The organism is Mucilaginibacter sp. P4_E8, from assembly GCF_056401495.1.
In genome coordinates this window covers 1-16,853 of the sequence record NZ_JBFUJG010000155.1, presented here as the reverse complement: position 1 = coordinate 16,853, position 16,853 = coordinate 1, and the positions used below count along the sequence as shown (strand labels likewise).

Sequence of the window (16,853 nt, the reverse complement as noted above, 5' to 3'; positions counted from 1 at the left end):
GGATAACCCTTTGACCGGCCTTGATGTAAAAACCAGGCAGGAATTTAACGGTATAATTAAACAGATTACAGCATCAGGTATCAGCTTGATCATGGCAACTCCGGTACATGAAATACCTGATGCCATTACCCATGTAGCTGTTTTAGAAAACGGCGCAATTGTTCATCAAATAGCCAAAGCTGAGTTTAACGCCGGGCAGTTTGAACCTGATACTACCGACAGTATTGATACTGAAGAGCTGAGCAACTTATTAAACATTGGCAAAAACCCTGTTGCTTACAACTGGATAGTAAAAATGGATAAGGTACATATTCAATATGGTGATAAAGTTATACTTGACGATGTAAACTGGGAGTTAAAAACAGGCGACAGATGGGCGTTACTTGGCCCTAATGGCGCGGGTAAATCAACCTTATTAAGTTTAATTAATGGCGATAACCCGCAGGCCTATGCCAACAATATTATTTTGTTTGACAAAAAACGCGGCACTGGCGAAAGCATATGGGATATAAAAAAGAAAATAGGCTTTGTATYGCCCGAGCTGCACCAATACTTCCCCACTGATAACAGTTGCTTACAGGTAATTGAATCAGGTTATTATGATACGCTGGGACTGTTCAGACCCAGTAATAAAGAGCGGGCCGGAGTTGCCCTGCGCTGGATGAAAGCGCTTGAAATTGACCAGTATGCACGCACCCTGCTTAAAAACATACCAGCCAGCGCCCAACGTCTATGCCTGCTGGCCAGGGCGCTTATAAAAAACCCTTCGCTGCTTATTTTTGACGAACCCTGCCAGGGCATGGACGATCATCAGCAACTCCATTTTAAAAACCTGATTGATACCATTTGCAGCCTGAGCAATGTTACCCTTATTTATGTAACCCATTACCAGCACGAAATACCAAACAGTGTTGACAAGGTATTACGCCTGGATAAAGGAAAAGTAGTCAATTAACCGAGATGGTACGGGGAATATTTGCACAACAACCCCGTGATCAAGCCTCCAATATTTCCTTATAATTAATTTGTAATTTATAAAATAGGATAAGATTTTTCGTCTGAATACGGTTTATTCGTTCATTTTGTTCATTGCTTTAAACCCTATTACCCTTATACAAAAACACACGTAATAAGCTGTAAATTACTTATCAAGTTTAATAGCTCGTAAGAATTTCTGCGGTATTTGCCCCTGTGTTTTATGAAAATCTTATTACGTTATTCGATATTGCTCCTGGTGTTACTTTGTTTGCAGGTGAAGGAGGCTGGCGCGGCAACAAAGGCCTGGGTTGGTAGCCTTGCTGCCACTGGGACAGATTGGAACACCGGTGCAAACTGGTTACCAACCGGTGTACCTGTAACCGGTGATGATATAACAATTGGATTGACACAAACCCTTATTAGTTCTCCTACTTTTCCATCAGGCAGCACTATATCGTTGTCATCAATTACTTTCGGAGCTTTATTGCCCGCATTATTTGGTCCAATTACGTTAACAGTAAATGGCAATATGACAGTAACCGGGAATGTTCTTCAATCTCCAACAATACTTGTAAGTTATACTACAATAATTGCCGGCTCGGGAGTACTAACCTGCAATTCAGTACAAGTAGGTACCAATAGCCCGCTTGTTGCTTTAACCAACATTTTAACAAACACTACTTTAAAACTGATATCAACAATTAAAAACCTACATGTTATAACCAATGTAAACGTTTTCACCACCAGCATCACCATTACTATTATTGTAACCATAACTTTAGGGAAAATTGATGCAGCTTTTTCATTACAGGGAGGCACTACCTTAATTGATGGTTACATATTAACTAAAACTAATCCTGCAGGGGCTGGGTCGCCTACTTTCATTATTGAGCCGCCATCAGGCTCAAATGCTAAATTACAGCTCCCAGGCATAACCCCAATTAATTCGGCAAGTCTTGCCGGCTCTGTTGATTTTTATAATAGCACAGGAACCGGGGAAGCTACAATAGAGTATAATAACACCTCTGGTACAGTTGGCACCCCGCAAAATGTTTATAGCACTGTTAATTCACCTGCATATTTAGATGCCTCTCCTGCACTTTACCAAAATTTAACGTTTTCAGGATCCGGTATTAAAAAAGCAAAGTCAGGCCTGATCACTGTAGCTGATACCATTAATAATTCAGCCGGCTCGCCGATTGATTTTGTTACCAATACAAATACCGTTCAATTAACGGGCACTAACCAGTCTGTTATTGGAGGGACTTACGTTAACGCATCCTTACCGGCCTCTCCGGTTGGTACAGTATTTTACAACCTTACTTCATCAGCATCAACTGCTACATTAAGCGGCCGAAATGATATTGCTGCTTTAGGCACTTTAGCCTTTTTAAAAACGAGTACAGCCACCATGTCTGTAGATGCCGGTGCCGCTAACAGCCTTACCTTATTGTCAAACTCCACAGGGGATGCCAGTATAGCAAGTTTAAGCACAGATGCCAGCAGTAATGCCATTACAGCAACCATTACCGGCAGCATTAATGTGCAGCGTTATGTTATAGGCGGTGGTGGATCAATCGGACCGCGTCGTTACATGTTAATTTCATCGCCTGTTGCCAATGCATCGGCTAATACTTATAATTTGCTCCCGTTATTTGCCACTACTTATATTACTGGCCCGGGTGGTTCAGGCAATGGGTTTGATACCTCGCCCCTTAACACACCATCGGTTTTTGTGTATGACGAAAACTCTCCGCTTACAGCAAATGTAAACGTAGTTGTAGGCAATGAGTTTAAAGGCTTTAATACCATCAATGAAACCGTACCCATGGCAAACGGAGTAGAGTTTTATTTTAGAGGGAGCCGGACAGGTGTATCAAGCGCTGCTGCATTTATTAGCCCGTTTCCAGCCCCTGACAATGCTACACTAAATTTTTCAGGGTCGGTTTATAAAGGCGCGGGCACCAACGGTTCTTTTACGGCAAACATTATTAATTTTTTAGGTACTCCACCCACTTATTACAGTTCGTCGGCGGTTAGCGTTTCAACAAGTTTATCCCGTAGCAGTTTAGCTCCAACCAAATTAGGTTTTAACCTGCTGGGTAATCCTTATCCGTCAGTTATAGATTTAAAAACTATTTATACAGCTAACAGCAACAATTACAAGTTCTTTTACATGCTGGTTAAAAATATAAGTACGGGTCCCCAAAGTTATTCTACAAAGTACGCGACTTATGATGCCAGCAATGCGGGCACCCCGCCGGCAGGAGCAAGCCGGTACGCGGTGTCGGGACAGGGTTTTTTTGTTGTAGCACCTACGGCAAGCTCGTCCATTGTATTTAATGAGACCATGAAAGTACCTTATTTATCTTACAAAAGTCCCGCCTCAACCAACCCGGTATTTAATGTTATACATGATCCGCCATTAGCATTTAAAACTTTAGCAACTGGCCCTAACAAAAACAATTTGCAACAAGTGTTTGCTACATCGTCGCAGGCACCTGCCGACCCTATGCCGAGGTTGCGTTTGGAGCTTATGCGGGATACAGCCATATTGAATACAGCCGACATCAGCTTTGACAAGAACGCGAAAGCAAGCTTTGTACCCGGCGAAGATGCTCCATATATCGCGGCATCTGGTCAGGGCGATCTGCTTTATTCGTTAACTGCCGATTCCATTGGCTGCTTTGTGAACTATACTTCTGATCTTGAAAAATTAAAACGTATAAATCTTACGGTTACCTTTTCAAATTATGGTTTATATAAACTTACCTCACCCATTAAAACAAACATTGATGAGCGCTACACCATCTTTTTAAAGGATAAATACACCAATGATTCTTTGGATGTAGTGCACAATTCCGAATATTCTTTTAATGTAGATAAGACCGCGGCCAGCTATGCGCATGACCGTTTTTATTTAAGCATTGGGGTTGCCCCCGGTCACGATTATAAATTGTTGGGTTTTGACGGTACTAAGATCACTGAAGGCATACAACTCAACTGGAAAACTGATAACGAAAGCACCTTTACCAAATTCGTCATTGAAAAAAGCACCAATGGCGGCAAATCATTTGTAACTATTGACAGCCTGCAATCAACCGGCGCTGGTAACTATACTTTTATTGATCCTGCACCAGGCACAGGGCAAATTACCTACCGCCTGGCACAAACCCTGGTTACGGACGATACACAACTTTCAAAAAACCTGGTCTTTGATTATTTGGATATTACCAGGCTTTTAACGTTTATGGTATACCCAAGCAACGCCGCGCAGGATATCCATATCAGGCTGGGGAAAACATACAGCAACAATATCAAAATAAATATAATAAGTGCAAACGGCAGTATGGTAAAAACCATAACTGCCAGCAATACTGATACTGTACAGCAAAATGTTGGAAGCCTTATCAAAGGACTTTACATTGTAGAAGCCATAGACGAAGCCACTGGCAAGCGGATTGGAAGTGCTAAATTTTTAAAGCAATAAGGTAACTTCAGCCTAATGATTTTGCTTCATTAGCTCTACTACAAGTTTACGGCCAATAGTTTTCCCCGATACAGGAAATAGTTTTCTATTTGGATCATTTTAAGAACATCTTTTTTTTAATACAGATCACTTAAAACATGACATTTATCACCCATTTATGCTAAAATCAGCTATAAAATTTATTAGCATTCATTTTGTTCACTCAGTATCATGTCTTTATGGTAAAAAAAAGAAACTTTGAAGAAATTAAAACCGTAAAAAGGTTCTATCACACAAAGTACTAATTTACAAAACCTTGCTATATCTTAATTTGCAAACACGGTTACCAAAAATTTTCCTGTTAAGTATTTGTTTAATGTTTATACATAGCAGAGCTTTTGCATATACGTTTGACTGGGATGGCAGCAGTTCAATAGACTGGAACACTACAGCCAATTGGACGATAAGCGGAACCGGAACTGGAACGGCTGACTATCCGGGAGGTATGGGCCGAACTACAGACATCGTTAGATTTGGGGTCAATACTTTAATTCCTGTTTACACCCGTCAACCAATATTAACACTGACTGCTAATCAAACATTAACCATAGCATCCATTACATTTGGGTCAAAACAATATAGCGGAACAATTCCCGGAACAATATTGACGGTAAATGGTGCAACAGGAACTTTACTTGTAAGTGGTACCATAACGCAAAATCCAAATACTGGTAATAGTGCAGGTACTACGATTAATAATTATCTTGAAGGCACTGCCACTATTCAATGTACCACTATTCAAGTTGGCCTTTTGGGCGTTATAACTGGACAAAACAGCTTTCTTTTTTCACATATAGCTAATTTAAAGGTGACCGGCGATGTTAATATAATTATAAGCACAGGCTTAACTAATGGCAGCGGATTTAGGTTAGAGGATGGGATTATGAGACTTGACGGAAAAATAGCTATTACCAACCCAAACCTTTTTGTTTCAGGTAGTAATCTTGGATATTTCACCGTAAACCAGACATATAATGTAAGTTCTCCTAAAAGTAATCCAACGTTATATCTGAATAATGCTAATGCAGTAGCTACAATCCCCATCCCTTATGGCTCTGTTAACTTTGATGGTAACAGGCAGGGGGCTTTGCTGGGAGGCAGGTCCACAATTCGTTATACAGCAGCAAATCCTACAATTTATACATCTTCCTTTAATGGATTTGGATCTGGTGGCGGTTTCTATAACGCAGGACCAACCTATGACAATCTTGTTATAGAGGGTAGTGGTACAGCAACAATAGGCACATCTGGAGCAACCAATGCAAGTACACTGGTAATTGATTCAACGCTCGTAACGACCTCAAGTGTTAAATTTGACACTTACAGCACAGCAACCACTATTGGTGCAACCACCTCCACCGCCGCTACCTGGACAAATAATTCAGCTGCAACCATTACCGGTGGCGCAGGAGCTATCGACATAAACGGAACGCTCAGTAATGCAGGCATCATGAACATGGGTACAGGCGCCTTAAGCATCGCTAAAGATTACACCAATACAGGCACTTTTACCCCTAACGCTACTCCTACCATTACCTTTGATGGCACCGCACAAACTTTAACAGATGCTACAGCTACAGGCACCAATTTTTATAATGTAACTTTTTCAGGAGGCAATACAAAAATTATGGCCTCGGGCAGCAAATTTACTGTGGCCCCTTTGTACACCCTAAATGTTGTCGGCACATCCACCCTTGCCGTTGGCAATATTACACCAACAACTACGGCATTAACCTTAAAATCAGCTTTAGCAGGTGATGCCAGCATAGGTACGCTTGCGGCCGGCACTATAACCGGAAGTATCAATGTACAGCGCTTTGTAAAAGGTAATTTACGCAGATATATGCTGCTTTCATCACCGGTTACCAATACAACCACAACATTTACTAATGGTGCTATCAATACCTATAATTTATTTAGTTCTACATCGCAGGGAGTACCGCCCGCAAACGGGTTTTTATATTATTTTAGGGGAAGCCGAAGTATTGTTAACCCCTTTGTAAAACCTTTTCYGGCCACTGACGATGCAACATTAAACTTTTTTGGGACCGTTATTAAAGGGACAAGCGCAACCAATGCCCCCCTTACAGCGAATATTATTAATTTCCCAGGCACCGTGCCCACTTATTACACTGCAACAGCAGTAGGTGCCCCGGCTACTTTGTCATTTGCTTCATCTGAACCACTCAAAAAAGGGCTTAACCTCATTGGTAACCCTTATGCATCGGTTATTGATCTGCGTGCTCTTTATAACCTGAATACCACCAACAAATTTTATTACATGCTGGTTAAAGATGCCAGTACTGGTGCCTTTAGTTCTTCCACCAAATTTGCACTTTATGATGCCTCTGTAGGCACAACTGGCTCAGCAGGTGCAGGGGCAAGCCGCTATGCCTTATCGGGCCAGGGATTTTTTACCTTAGCCACTTCGGCTTCAGCCATTACTTTTAATGAAACGATGAAGGTTGCTTATTCTGCCTACTCTGCTGCCCCATCTACTATTCCAATTTTCAATGTAAAACCTAATCCCAATAATGCGTTGACCAAACTGGCTGTTAACCCGCATGAAGGTAATATACAGCAAGTATTAGCTTCATCAGCGGCTAACAATACTGCCAGTGTTGATGCTATGCCGAGGTTAAGATTGGAATTGGTTAAGGATTCTATCATCCATAATTCAACTGATATTAATTTTGACAAAAGCGCAAATAATAAATTTGTTCAGGGCGAGGATGCGCCATACTTTCAGCCATCGGGCCAGGGCGATCTGCTTTACTCTTTAACGGCTGATTCCATCGGCTGCTTTGCTAATTATACCACCGATCTGGAAAAGCTAAAACGCGTAAACCTTATAGTTACTTTTTCTAATTACGGCGTTTATAAGATCACTTCACCGTTTAAACAAAACATTGATGAACGCTACACCATCTTTTTAAAAGATAAATTCACTAATGATTCTTTAGATGTGGTGCATAACCCGGAGTATAGCTTCAATGTAACCACTGATAAGGCCAGCTTTGCGCATGACCGCTTTTACTTAAGCATTGGTATTGCCCCCGGGCATGAGTACAAATTATTGGACTTTAATGGAGCTAAGGTTACAGCCGGCATCCAACTCACCTGGAAAACTGATAATGAAAGTAATTTCACCAAATTCGCGGTTGAAAAAAGCACCAATGGCGGCAAATCATTTACAGCTATTGACAGCCTGCTATCAACCGGTGAGGGGGTTTATACCTTTACAGATAAGGCGGTTGGCACAGGGCAAGTTACCTATCGCTTAATGCAAACCTTAGTTACCGGTAATACTGATATTTCAAAAAACCTAACATTTAATTATCAGAATTCAAGATTTTTAAAGTTTATTGTTTATCCAACCAACGCTGCACAAAATATTAATATTAACTTTGGTAAAACATATAGTAACCGTGTTAAAGTTAATATTGTGAGTTCAACAGGAAGTATGATTAAAACTATAACTGCCAGCAATACTGATTCGGTACAACAGGATGTTGGCAACCTGCTTAAAGGGATTTACATTGTTGATGCTATTGACGAAGCTACAGGGAAGCGAATTGGAAGTGCGAAATTTTTTAAACAATAACCAAATGACAGTGATAACCTTTGTAAAAAGCAAGTATAAATTTTTACTGGGTGTATGCCTTTATTTACTGGTCACTACAAATTGTTTTGCCGACCCCGGTGACGGGCTTTGTGATGGTAATGATGGGGGACCTGACGGTTGCCCCCTTGATACCTGGGTAATTGCATTAGTGATCATTGCTGTAATTTTTACAGCCCTCCACTTACACCGCAAACAAAAATCCCTTCAGGCTTAGGGCTCAAAGGGATCTCTGAATTGTTTTTATCGGTATTAAATATCTTACGCTTTCTTGATCTGCATTTGATTTATCTGGTTTAATTGCAGCTGTTTCAGCACGCCGTCAACCACTTTTGGTAACTCTTCGAGTGTTCTTTTTGGATTACGCAATTCGCCTACCCCAAATCCGCGCCATACTAAACGGCGGGTATTGCGGTCAATAATATCAATAATGAGGGTACCTTCTTTATACGGAACGCGGGCATAACCGCCGCCAAATCCGCCGTAGGGATATCCCCAGCCACCCCAGCCACCATAGTAGCCGTAAAACGGACGGTATCCCCAGCCTCCACCCCAGCCCCAGCCACCCCAGCCGCCCCAACCGAAGCCGCCATAATAAGCCGGATAAAATTCAGTTTTCATGCCTCTGCCAGTTACGGTGGAATAACTCACCAGCAGATCGGGGTTATTTTCCTGCAATCGCAGGCCCTTGGTTTGTAATGCGGTAATAGCAGCTTCCTTTACTTTTTCGTCGGCAATCTCTTTTTTTACAACACCACCAGCCTTGTTACTTGTTTCGGGCGGTAACCAGGCAAATGTACGGTAAGATGAAAGATCGGTTTTGTTACGGGCTGCGGTATAATAATTATAGCTGCTGCAAGCAGATAGGGCGGAGACCAGCAATATTACCAGCCCTATATAAATAGTTCTATTCATGATAAATTAACTCCCTTATATTTAAATCTTAGACTATTAAATAAACAAAGGTTTAATTTAAATAATTATTTATTCAAATTAGTTAATTGAGCATATAACTTTTCTGTAGGGAGCCCCACAACATTAGTATAAGAGCCGCTTATGCGCTCAATACCTATCAATCCAATACGCTCCTGAATGCCATATGAACCAGCCTTATCCAGCGGATTGTATTCGGCCACATAACTCCTGATCTCCTGATCACTCAACTTACGGAAAAACACTTCTGATACATCAAAAAAGTTATTGTACCGGTGTTTATATAACAGGCATACCCCGGTAATAACCTGGTGTACCTTGCCTGATAGCGTTTGCAGCATTTCGATAGCATGCTCAGGCGTTTCTGGTTTACCCAATATCCGGCCATCAACACAAACAATGGTATCGGCAGTAAGCACTACTTCATCCCCTATGGTTTGGTCAAATGCTTCGGCTTTTTTACGGGCAATATATACGGCAACTTCCTGCGGCGTTAACCCATCAGGGTATGATTCGTCAACCTCTTTTAAAACAACTTCAAACTCCAGGTCCATAAGTCTGAGCAGTTCCTGCCGGCGGGGTGATTTTGATGCAAGGATAATTTTGGGTACTGAATGCATATTATTTGACGAAAGATAATTGATAAAAGATAAAGGGTAAATATTATATTTTTCGACTTAAAGCTCTCCCCCCTACCGGGGAGGGTTGGGTGGAGCTCTTACCAGCTATAGGCCTGTTCGCTCATCCACTTATCCTGAACTTTTAGCACCTTTTCAATAATATCGCGGGCGCAGCCTTTACCACCGCCATAAGGCGAAACGTAGGCACTTACCGCTTTAATTTCCTCAACCGCATCTGCCGGACAAACAGGTAAGCCTGCCAGTTTCATAGTTTCCAGGTCGGGAATATCATCGCCCATGTATAATACATTGGTAGCTATAATAGCTTTTTCTTCGAGATATACCTTAAACCGCTGCGATTTGGTATGCGTACCCATATAAACGTCCTGAATGCCCAGGCTATTTAAACGGTAAATAGCACTTTTTGACCTACTGCCTGATATGGCGCATACATTGTAACCGCATTTAACAGCCAGTTGCAGGGCATAACCATCCTTGATATTAAAGGCCCTGCTTTGTTCACCTGTATCCGTCACAAAAACAGAACCATCAGTCAGTACGCCGTCCACATCAAAAATAAACGTGGTTATATCTTTTAATTTATGTAAAAATGATTCCATATTTTGGATTACACAGATTAACTCTATTGATTATCGCGCCACTCATAAACCCAGGCCGACTGGATTTGCTCCAGGTGCCCTTCATTTGATTCGGCTCTGGTACCCTCAAAGTTTGGCAATGTTAATACCCATTCCAGCAGTTCGGTAAAACGGATACGGTATATTTTTGATTCGTCAAAATCATCACCAAACTTTTCATAAAGTTCAATTGCAATATCTTCGTAATCATTCCAATGAATCGGTAAGGCAAATTTATTATCTGTCATCTTTTGTATGTTGTACGTGATACGTTTACGTAATACGTTCTTTATTCGGTTATATATCCCAATTATTTTTTCTCAATTATTCACGTATAACGTACTATGTTAAACGTAAACCATATTAGTGACCCAAAAACTGTGACTGATCGGGTAGTGTAACCTCAATATCGCCATCAATAATTAAACACTGGCAACCCAGGCGCGAGTTTATACGGGGATCTACAGCCCTGTCAATAAAGTCTTCTTCTTTATCAGATATTTCCTGAACGTTGTCCATCCCTTTATTTACATAAACATGGCAGGTGCTGCATCCGCATACACCGCCGCAATTGTGCTGTAGTTCAATGCCATTTTCCAGGCATACATCTAATACAGATTCTCCTTCGGCTATAGGTAATTCAACAGTTTCGTACCCTTTTTCCTCGAAATTTATCCTTACTTTAAAAATGTTCATTTAGGCAAAAGTAACAAAATTACTTGTCCCCATGCCCTTCATTATTGTTTTTGATAATACCCTGACTTAACAGGAGATATATCTCCTGTAATTGAGGCTGATGGTTAAGCAATTGCAGGTGCGCATCCATGGTAACCTTWTCGTTACGTACGGCCGGGCCTGTTTGTACAGAGGCGGGCGGTTGTTCCTGTACTTTTTGGGCTGTTTCCAATATCAGCGGTTTAAGCATATCAAACTCCATTTGATGAGCCGCCAGCAACTGCTGGGCTATGGTATATAAATAATTGGGGAAATTGCAGGCAAACACCGCAGCCAGGTGCAGTATTTTACGGTCGCCCGAGTTAACGCTATAAATATTTTTACCAATGGTGCCTGCAAGTTGCTCTAAATCAGCTTTTATGTCAGCGTCAGATCCTTCAATACATAATGGTACTGTGGCAAAATCAATCTCCCGGTTTTTGCTAAAAGTTTGGAGCGGATACAAAACACCAGCCTTACCGGTAAAAGCCAGCAGATCATTCAAATTAGTTGAGCCTGATGTATGTACTATTAATTTTTGATGTTTGGCCAGTGCTTTGACCATTTCAATGATAGCATCGTCTTTAACCGAAACAATAAATATATCTGTATCGGGCAAAATTGAATTAAGGTTGTTAATTGCCTGGGCTCCTACATGATAAGCCAGCATAGAGGCATTTTGCAAATTGGGGCTGTAAACCTGAATGATACGATGGCCCGCGTTTTTAAATGCTGCCGCCATATGTGTGGCTACATTACCCGAACCAATTATTGTTACACGCATATAATTTTTACAATTAAAGTATTTATTAAACAATCGTGTTTAATTATTTATGTATTTTAGTAAACATCATCTATTACTATGAAAATACTTAAAGTAAGCATAATAATTATAATATTTTTGGTGGGGGCATCTGCTTTAATATTATACAGTTTTTATAGATATAATAATAAAGAGGAAAAAACTTTAACAGCTGCCAACCGTAAAAATATTGAAGGAAGTTTCATAAAATTAAGTAAAGGTGTAACCCACTACCAGCTTGAAGGACCAGCAAATGGTGAGGTAGTGATACTTGTTCATGGCTTTAGCGTTCCGTATTATATTTGGGATGGCACCTATGAATTCCTGGTTAAAAATGGCTACAAAGTGCTGCGTTATGATATGTATGGCCGCGGCTACTCTGACAGGCCCGATGTTGCGTATGACAAAGAACTATACAATACCCAGTTACTGGATCTTATAAACGGTCTGAAGCTACAGGGTCATGTTAATTTAGCCGGTATTTCTTTTGGCGGCCAAATGATAACCAACTTTACCTGCCAGCACCCCGGGCTGATAAACAAAGTTATACTTATTGATCCGGCTTACGAAAGCGAAAAACCGGTTGCGCCTAAATATTTTACTTTATTTAACGAAGCCGTTAACTCAGACCAACGTGCAAACGGGCAGTTGGATGATTTCTTGCACCCCCGGGACCACCCGGAGTGGGTAAAACGCTACTTACCGCAAATGCGCTATAAAGGTTTCAGAAATGCACTCGTATCAACCATGTATGATTATGATCAAAACGGTCGGCAAAGCAATATCTGTCTTAACAGCGCTAACAAACCTGTATTATTGATCTGGGGCAAAAAAGACCAAACCGTCCCCTTCCGTTTCAGCGATTCGATCCGCAGTGTGTTAAAGGTTGATTTTTTTCCGGTTGCTGATGCCGCCCACCTCCCATCAATCGAAAAGCCTGATACCGTGAATAATAAAATACTGTCGTTTTTAAAGGAAGGGTAAGTAGATACCCACACGTCATTGGCACGAAAGCCTCACCCAACCCTCTCCAAAGGAGAGGGCTTTAAAGTCTCTCCTTTTGGGGGAGATTTAGAGGGGCTTCCGCAATGACGCACGAGAGGCTTTTTTAAACCAACTCCTTCTCCACCCAATCAAGCCCATTTGGCAATTCAGTCCTGCTAAATTCAATATGAACTACTCTCCTCTTTTTATTATTGATGGTTCTGTTTGATGCATGGAGCAGCAACGGGCGCATGATCATTATACCGCCGGCTTTAACCGGGCAAATGGCTTCAGTCTCAACTTCCCAATTGATAGTTTCGGGACGATAGATATCTTTTTGATGCGATCCGGGGACCACCTTGAGCGCCCCGTTATACCGATCAGTATCGTCGAGGTGAATACGGATGGTGAAGTTATCCTGTAATATATTAAGCGGTGGTTGTACGCCAAACTGGTTCTGCTTAACCGTCCACGGACCATAATCTGGTACATCACCTTTGTTATTAACAACAATAGTAAGATCCTGATGCCAGGCTACAAACCAGTTTGAAAGTTCGGGTTTATCAAAGTAAATTGATTTTACAACGAAATACCCGTTTCCAAATACGTTATTAATAAGTGCTTTTAAATTGCTGTTAAAAATTAAAGGAAGTACTTGCGGTACTTCCTTTAAAAATTGCCTTATGGCAAACAGATCGTCAGTTTTGCGGAAAGTAGGGCTTGATGGGTCAGCCTGTTCAATGGCGGTTATAATGCTTATGATCTCATCATCGGTAAAAATATCGTCAACAATGGTAAACCCATCATAAAAAATATTGTCCTGATGCCTGGCTAAACTATCCATGCAAACAACTAAGCCGTCTTAAGTTCCTTTTTCCTGCGCCTGATGGATAGGAAAAACCCGATCACCATAATGATAGTCCCTGCCCAGAAAAAATTGATGTATGGGAACTGAATAGCCTTCATTACAATAAATTTCTTTTTGCTTTCGGGTTGCTGGTAAACTATGATCTCTACTTTTTTGGTCTCTGGTATTACTTTACTGAAACGCAGTTTTAAACCGGCATCATCAACCTTGCGGGCAAAATCAAAAACGTTGCCGCTTTTTATCATGTAAACAGGCTTGGCCTCGTATTTATTACCGTGCGATACCACTTCCAAATTGGCACCAATAGCCACATCACTATCAGCAAGTGGAATGTTCTGTATTTTAGTTTCTTTGGTCAGGCTCTTTAGTAAAATATAGCCGTCGCGGTATTTAATGGTATCGCCCGGGGCAACTTCATGGCTCACCGGGGCATCATAGTTTTTATCGTCATTTCCTTCGTCATGACCGTCTGCACCATCTGCACCGCCAGTTAAAGCTGTGGGGGCCGGATAAAACATGGTAATATGCGTATACATATCATGCAGCAGATAATGCTTAGTATCAGGTGAAGCCGACATCTGTCCTTTATTGATCAAAGCTTTAGGCTTTAGCACAAATTCGTTCTCCACTTTTCCGCCGGCACCTATCTTTTTATAATCAACCTTAAAAAATATATTGGGGGTAGAGATGGAATCGCCGGTATAGGTTACTAAAAAGTCGCCCATTTTTACCGGTTGATTTTGATACACCAAAATATTTTCACGCGGGTTTTGTTCTTTGGCAAATTCAGGCGAAAATGCTTCGCCGGTATTGTTGATGGAGATCACCTTGCTGGTTCCGGCCGAAATAAGGGCGCCTATCATCAAAAAACCAAAACCGATATGTGCCACCGCCGAACCTGCCAGTTTAAACTTGCCTTTAAATGCATCAGCAAGTACTTTGCCATTTGCAATAACAGAATATACAGCTCCCCACATCACCAGTGTAAATACCAAACTCAGCTTGTAAACACCGGTTCCGTATACTATCAGGGCGGTTACTAATGCAGCAAAAAGCAGGTAAATGCCTGTGGTGATAAAAAACCGGGTAACATCGGTCTTTTTATATTTTAAAAACTGGGTAAAACCGGTTAGTATAGTTACTACAAAGGCAAATGATGATTGTATAACGTTGTAATGCTTAATACTATCAGACGGAGGCGCTATTTTGGTCTTCAATATATCATTCCATACCGGTACCGATGTTACTACCAACAGATGGAAACAGGATAAGCCTAAAAATACAGCGCCTACAAACATCCAGAACTCGCGCGAGTAGGTTTCTTCGTCCTTTTTGGTAATCGGGAGTTGTTTCCATCTTRCTACCAGTAACCATACAGAGAGTACCAGGAATACCAGAACACCAATAACCAATTGCCAAAACATCCCATTATCAGTAAACGAGTGGACCGAAGTTTCGCCCAAAATACCACTGCGCGACAGGAATGATGAGTACCATACCAATACAAAAGTAATGAGTACTAAAAAGGTAGCTGTAAAATAGGAATGGCCTGTGTTTTTATATACAACCAATACGTGTACGGCAGCTACCATCGTGATCCACGGGAAGATAGAGGCATTCTCTACAGGATCCCAGGCCCAGAAACCGCCAAAGTTGAGCGACTCGTATGCCCAGAACGAACCCATGATAACACCAGTGCCCAGTATCATACAGGAAAACAATGCGTATGGTATAGCAGGTGCTACCCACTCTTTATATTTTTTTTGCCAAAGTCCCGCTACCGCATAAGCAAATGGCACCACCATTGATGCAAAACCCAGGAACAGGGTTGGCGGGTGAATGATCATCCAATAATTTTGCAGGGATGGGTTCATACCCTGTCCGTCTTTTATAAATGACAGATAATCGGGATTGGAGAAGATAGGGCCTTCCAGTGCATTCCTTAATAGCAGGAATGGCGAACTACCTATCCGTGTACCCAATACTTCTACACCCAATACCATGGCACCCAATACCACTTGTGAAAAAGCCACAACGGTCATTACAGAGCGTTCCCATGATTTGGCCCTCCATATTAATATGTTGCCCAAAACTGCCTGCCAGAAGGTCCACAGCAAAAAGCCCCCCTCCTGTCCGTTCCAAAAACCCGATACAATGTAGTAAACAGGTAATGAGCGCGAAGTATAGGCCCAGGCATAATGATACTCGAAATAATGATTATATATAACGTAGAACAGGCATGTACCCATGCCTAAAATAGATACAAAATTAATAAAGAAGCTTATACGACCGAGGCGTTGCCAGCTGCTGTTTAGCTTACCGGCATCCTCTGTTGTAGCAAAATAATAGCTAATAAATGAAACGAGAGCCGAGCCGAATGCAAGAATGATAAAAAATTGTCCTAACTGCCCTGGTAAAAGGTGCTCACCCTTAAAAACTGTATCCATCAAAATGATTTATATGGTGGCCTGTTTAGCCTTAACTTCTGTAACTTCTAATTTATCCTGGGTGTATTTCGACGGGCATTTCATCAGGATCTTGGAGGCATGAAACTCGCTGGCTACCATTTGACCAGTAAGTACCAATTGTTCAGAGCGCTCAAAATCCTCAGGTTTGGTACCTGTAAATACAACTTTACGTTCATCACCTTTACTATCTTTCATGTAGAAAGAAAAGTAGTTAGCATCCTTAGTGGCATCAAAAAACAATTCTTTTGATTTGTTTAAATGGCCTACAATATGCAATTCGCTTTTTGTTTTTTGGGCTTCACCAAAAGTACCGTATGTGCTGGTGTTAGAGTAAACACTAATGATAACCGCTATAGCTATAGCTATAACAACAAGACCAAAAATTGCACTTTTTTTCATTTCGCGGCTTATATATTATAAAATAGAATGCAAAAATACAAAACGTTGAGCGAATAATGTTTATTACAAGGGATATGTGTTATTTAGAATTATTCTTAGTAAGAAATAAGAAGTGAGAATCAAGATATAAGATAAGACCAGGATGAAAGATAAAGAATAAAGGAAAAAGGACATGTACTAATTCCGCTTCCTAATCCTGCCTATCCACGCGATCTTCCTTCCCCACGCGTCATTGCGAGGAACGAAGYAATCTCTAAGCTGTACAGGGCGGAAAGAAATGTTATTTGCGCCCCTTTGC

General features: G+C 41.2%; 14 protein-coding genes. 5 read left to right on the top strand and 9 right to left on the bottom strand.

The window, feature by feature from the left end; all coding sequences use genetic code 11:
• The 4 genes from AC1DRQ_RS26800 to AC1DRQ_RS26785 all read left to right on the top strand — a co-directional run.
• A partial coding sequence (locus tag AC1DRQ_RS26800) for an ABC transporter ATP-binding protein (RefSeq protein WP_477428470.1) occupies positions 1-955 on the top strand: 955 nt, incomplete at its 5' end.
• Between the two features lie 243 nt (positions 956-1,198).
• Positions 1,199-4,468: a hypothetical protein gene (locus tag AC1DRQ_RS26795; RefSeq protein ID WP_477428468.1), complete on the top strand. Its 3,270-nt coding sequence runs from the start codon at positions 1,199-1,201 to the stop codon at positions 4,466-4,468.
• Positions 4,469-4,823: 355 nt separating this feature from the next.
• The gene (locus AC1DRQ_RS26790) at positions 4,824-8,111 is read left to right on the top strand and encodes a T9SS type A sorting domain-containing protein (RefSeq protein ID WP_477428466.1); all 3,288 of its coding nucleotides are present in this window, start codon (positions 4,824-4,826) and stop codon (positions 8,109-8,111) included.
• Positions 8,112-8,115: 4 nt separating this feature from the next.
• Positions 8,116-8,346 carry a hypothetical protein gene (locus AC1DRQ_RS26785; RefSeq protein ID WP_477428464.1) on the top strand — a complete coding sequence of 77 codons (231 nt, stop codon included), beginning with the start codon at positions 8,116-8,118 and terminating at the stop codon, positions 8,344-8,346.
• A gap of 44 nt (positions 8,347-8,390) precedes the next feature.
• Here AC1DRQ_RS26785 and AC1DRQ_RS26780 read toward each other — a convergent pair whose 3' ends face one another.
• The 6 genes from AC1DRQ_RS26780 to AC1DRQ_RS26755 all read right to left on the bottom strand — a co-directional run bounded on the left by AC1DRQ_RS26780 (position 8,391) and on the right by AC1DRQ_RS26755 (position 11,851).
• Positions 8,391-9,044 (bottom strand): DUF4136 domain-containing protein, encoded by a 654-nt coding sequence (locus AC1DRQ_RS26780; RefSeq protein WP_477428462.1) that lies wholly within the window; start codon positions 9,042-9,044, stop codon positions 8,391-8,393.
• Between the two features lie 65 nt (positions 9,045-9,109).
• Entirely contained in the window at positions 9,110-9,682 is a 573-nt protein-coding gene (locus AC1DRQ_RS26775) for a Maf family protein (protein ID WP_429395924.1), read from the bottom strand.
• 98 nt (positions 9,683-9,780) lie between these two features.
• Entirely contained in the window at positions 9,781-10,302 is a 522-nt protein-coding gene (locus AC1DRQ_RS26770) for a KdsC family phosphatase (RefSeq protein ID WP_429395921.1), read from the bottom strand.
• Between the two features lie 23 nt (positions 10,303-10,325).
• Entirely contained in the window at positions 10,326-10,568 is a 243-nt protein-coding gene (gene iscX / locus AC1DRQ_RS26765) for a Fe-S cluster assembly protein IscX (protein ID WP_429395918.1), read from the bottom strand.
• Between the two features lie 115 nt (positions 10,569-10,683).
• A complete protein-coding gene (locus tag AC1DRQ_RS26760) occupies positions 10,684-11,016 on the bottom strand; it encodes a 2Fe-2S iron-sulfur cluster-binding protein (protein ID WP_429395915.1) in 333 nt (110 codons plus the stop codon).
• 19 nt (positions 11,017-11,035) lie between these two features.
• Positions 11,036-11,851: a Rossmann-like and DUF2520 domain-containing protein gene (locus tag AC1DRQ_RS26755; protein WP_477428458.1), complete on the bottom strand. Its 816-nt coding sequence runs from the start codon at positions 11,849-11,851 to the stop codon at positions 11,036-11,038.
• Positions 11,852-11,896: 45 nt separating this feature from the next.
• Between AC1DRQ_RS26755 and AC1DRQ_RS26750 the strand changes: the two genes are divergently transcribed.
• Positions 11,897-12,820, top strand: a complete 924-nt coding sequence (locus tag AC1DRQ_RS26750; RefSeq protein ID WP_477428457.1) for an alpha/beta fold hydrolase — start codon at positions 11,897-11,899, stop codon at positions 12,818-12,820.
• A gap of 124 nt (positions 12,821-12,944) precedes the next feature.
• On the opposite strand, the gene AC1DRQ_RS26745 is transcribed toward AC1DRQ_RS26750, so the two are convergent.
• The 3 genes from AC1DRQ_RS26745 to AC1DRQ_RS26735 are packed head-to-tail and all read right to left on the bottom strand — an operon-like array spanning position 12,945 to position 16,555.
• Positions 12,945-13,664, bottom strand: coding sequence for a phytanoyl-CoA dioxygenase family protein (locus AC1DRQ_RS26745; protein ID WP_477428456.1), 720 nt, complete (start codon positions 13,662-13,664; stop codon positions 12,945-12,947).
• An 8-nt stretch (positions 13,665-13,672) separates the two neighbouring features.
• Complete coding sequence (gene ccsA / locus AC1DRQ_RS26740) at positions 13,673-16,135, bottom strand: cytochrome c biogenesis protein CcsA (protein ID WP_477428455.1); 2,463 nt, start codon at positions 16,133-16,135, stop codon at positions 13,673-13,675.
• A 9-nt stretch (positions 16,136-16,144) separates the two neighbouring features.
• The gene (locus AC1DRQ_RS26735; protein ID WP_477428454.1) at positions 16,145-16,555 is read right to left on the bottom strand and encodes a cytochrome c maturation protein CcmE domain-containing protein; all 411 of its coding nucleotides are present in this window, start codon (positions 16,553-16,555) and stop codon (positions 16,145-16,147) included.
• Positions 16,556-16,853: the final 298 nt, after the last annotated feature.

What these genes read in the sequence shown, in the direction of transcription:
- AC1DRQ_RS26745 (WP_477428456.1), bottom strand. Translation starts at nt 13,664, where the DNA reads ATGGATAGTTTAGCCAGGCATCAGGACAATATTTTTTATGATGGGTTT.
- AC1DRQ_RS26780 (WP_477428462.1), bottom strand. Translation starts at nt 9,044, where the DNA reads ATGAATAGAACTATTTATATAGGGCTGGTAATATTGCTGGTCTCCGCC.
- AC1DRQ_RS26770 (WP_429395921.1), bottom strand. Translation starts at nt 10,302, where the DNA reads ATGGAATCATTTTTACATAAATTAAAAGATATAACCACGTTTATTTTT.
- iscX (WP_429395918.1), bottom strand. Translation starts at nt 10,568, where the DNA reads ATGACAGATAATAAATTTGCCTTACCGATTCATTGGAATGATTACGAA.
- AC1DRQ_RS26785 (WP_477428464.1), top strand. Translation starts at nt 8,116, where the DNA reads ATGACAGTGATAACCTTTGTAAAAAGCAAGTATAAATTTTTACTGGGT.
- AC1DRQ_RS26795 (WP_477428468.1), top strand. Translation starts at nt 1,199, where the DNA reads ATGAAAATCTTATTACGTTATTCGATATTGCTCCTGGTGTTACTTTGT.
- AC1DRQ_RS26735 (WP_477428454.1), bottom strand. Translation starts at nt 16,555, where the DNA reads ATGAAAAAAAGTGCAATTTTTGGTCTTGTTGTTATAGCTATAGCTATA.
- AC1DRQ_RS26760 (WP_429395915.1), bottom strand. Translation starts at nt 11,016, where the DNA reads ATGAACATTTTTAAAGTAAGGATAAATTTCGAGGAAAAAGGGTACGAA.
- AC1DRQ_RS26750 (WP_477428457.1), top strand. Translation starts at nt 11,897, where the DNA reads ATGAAAATACTTAAAGTAAGCATAATAATTATAATATTTTTGGTGGGG.
- AC1DRQ_RS26775 (WP_429395924.1), bottom strand. Translation starts at nt 9,682, where the DNA reads ATGCATTCAGTACCCAAAATTATCCTTGCATCAAAATCACCCCGCCGG.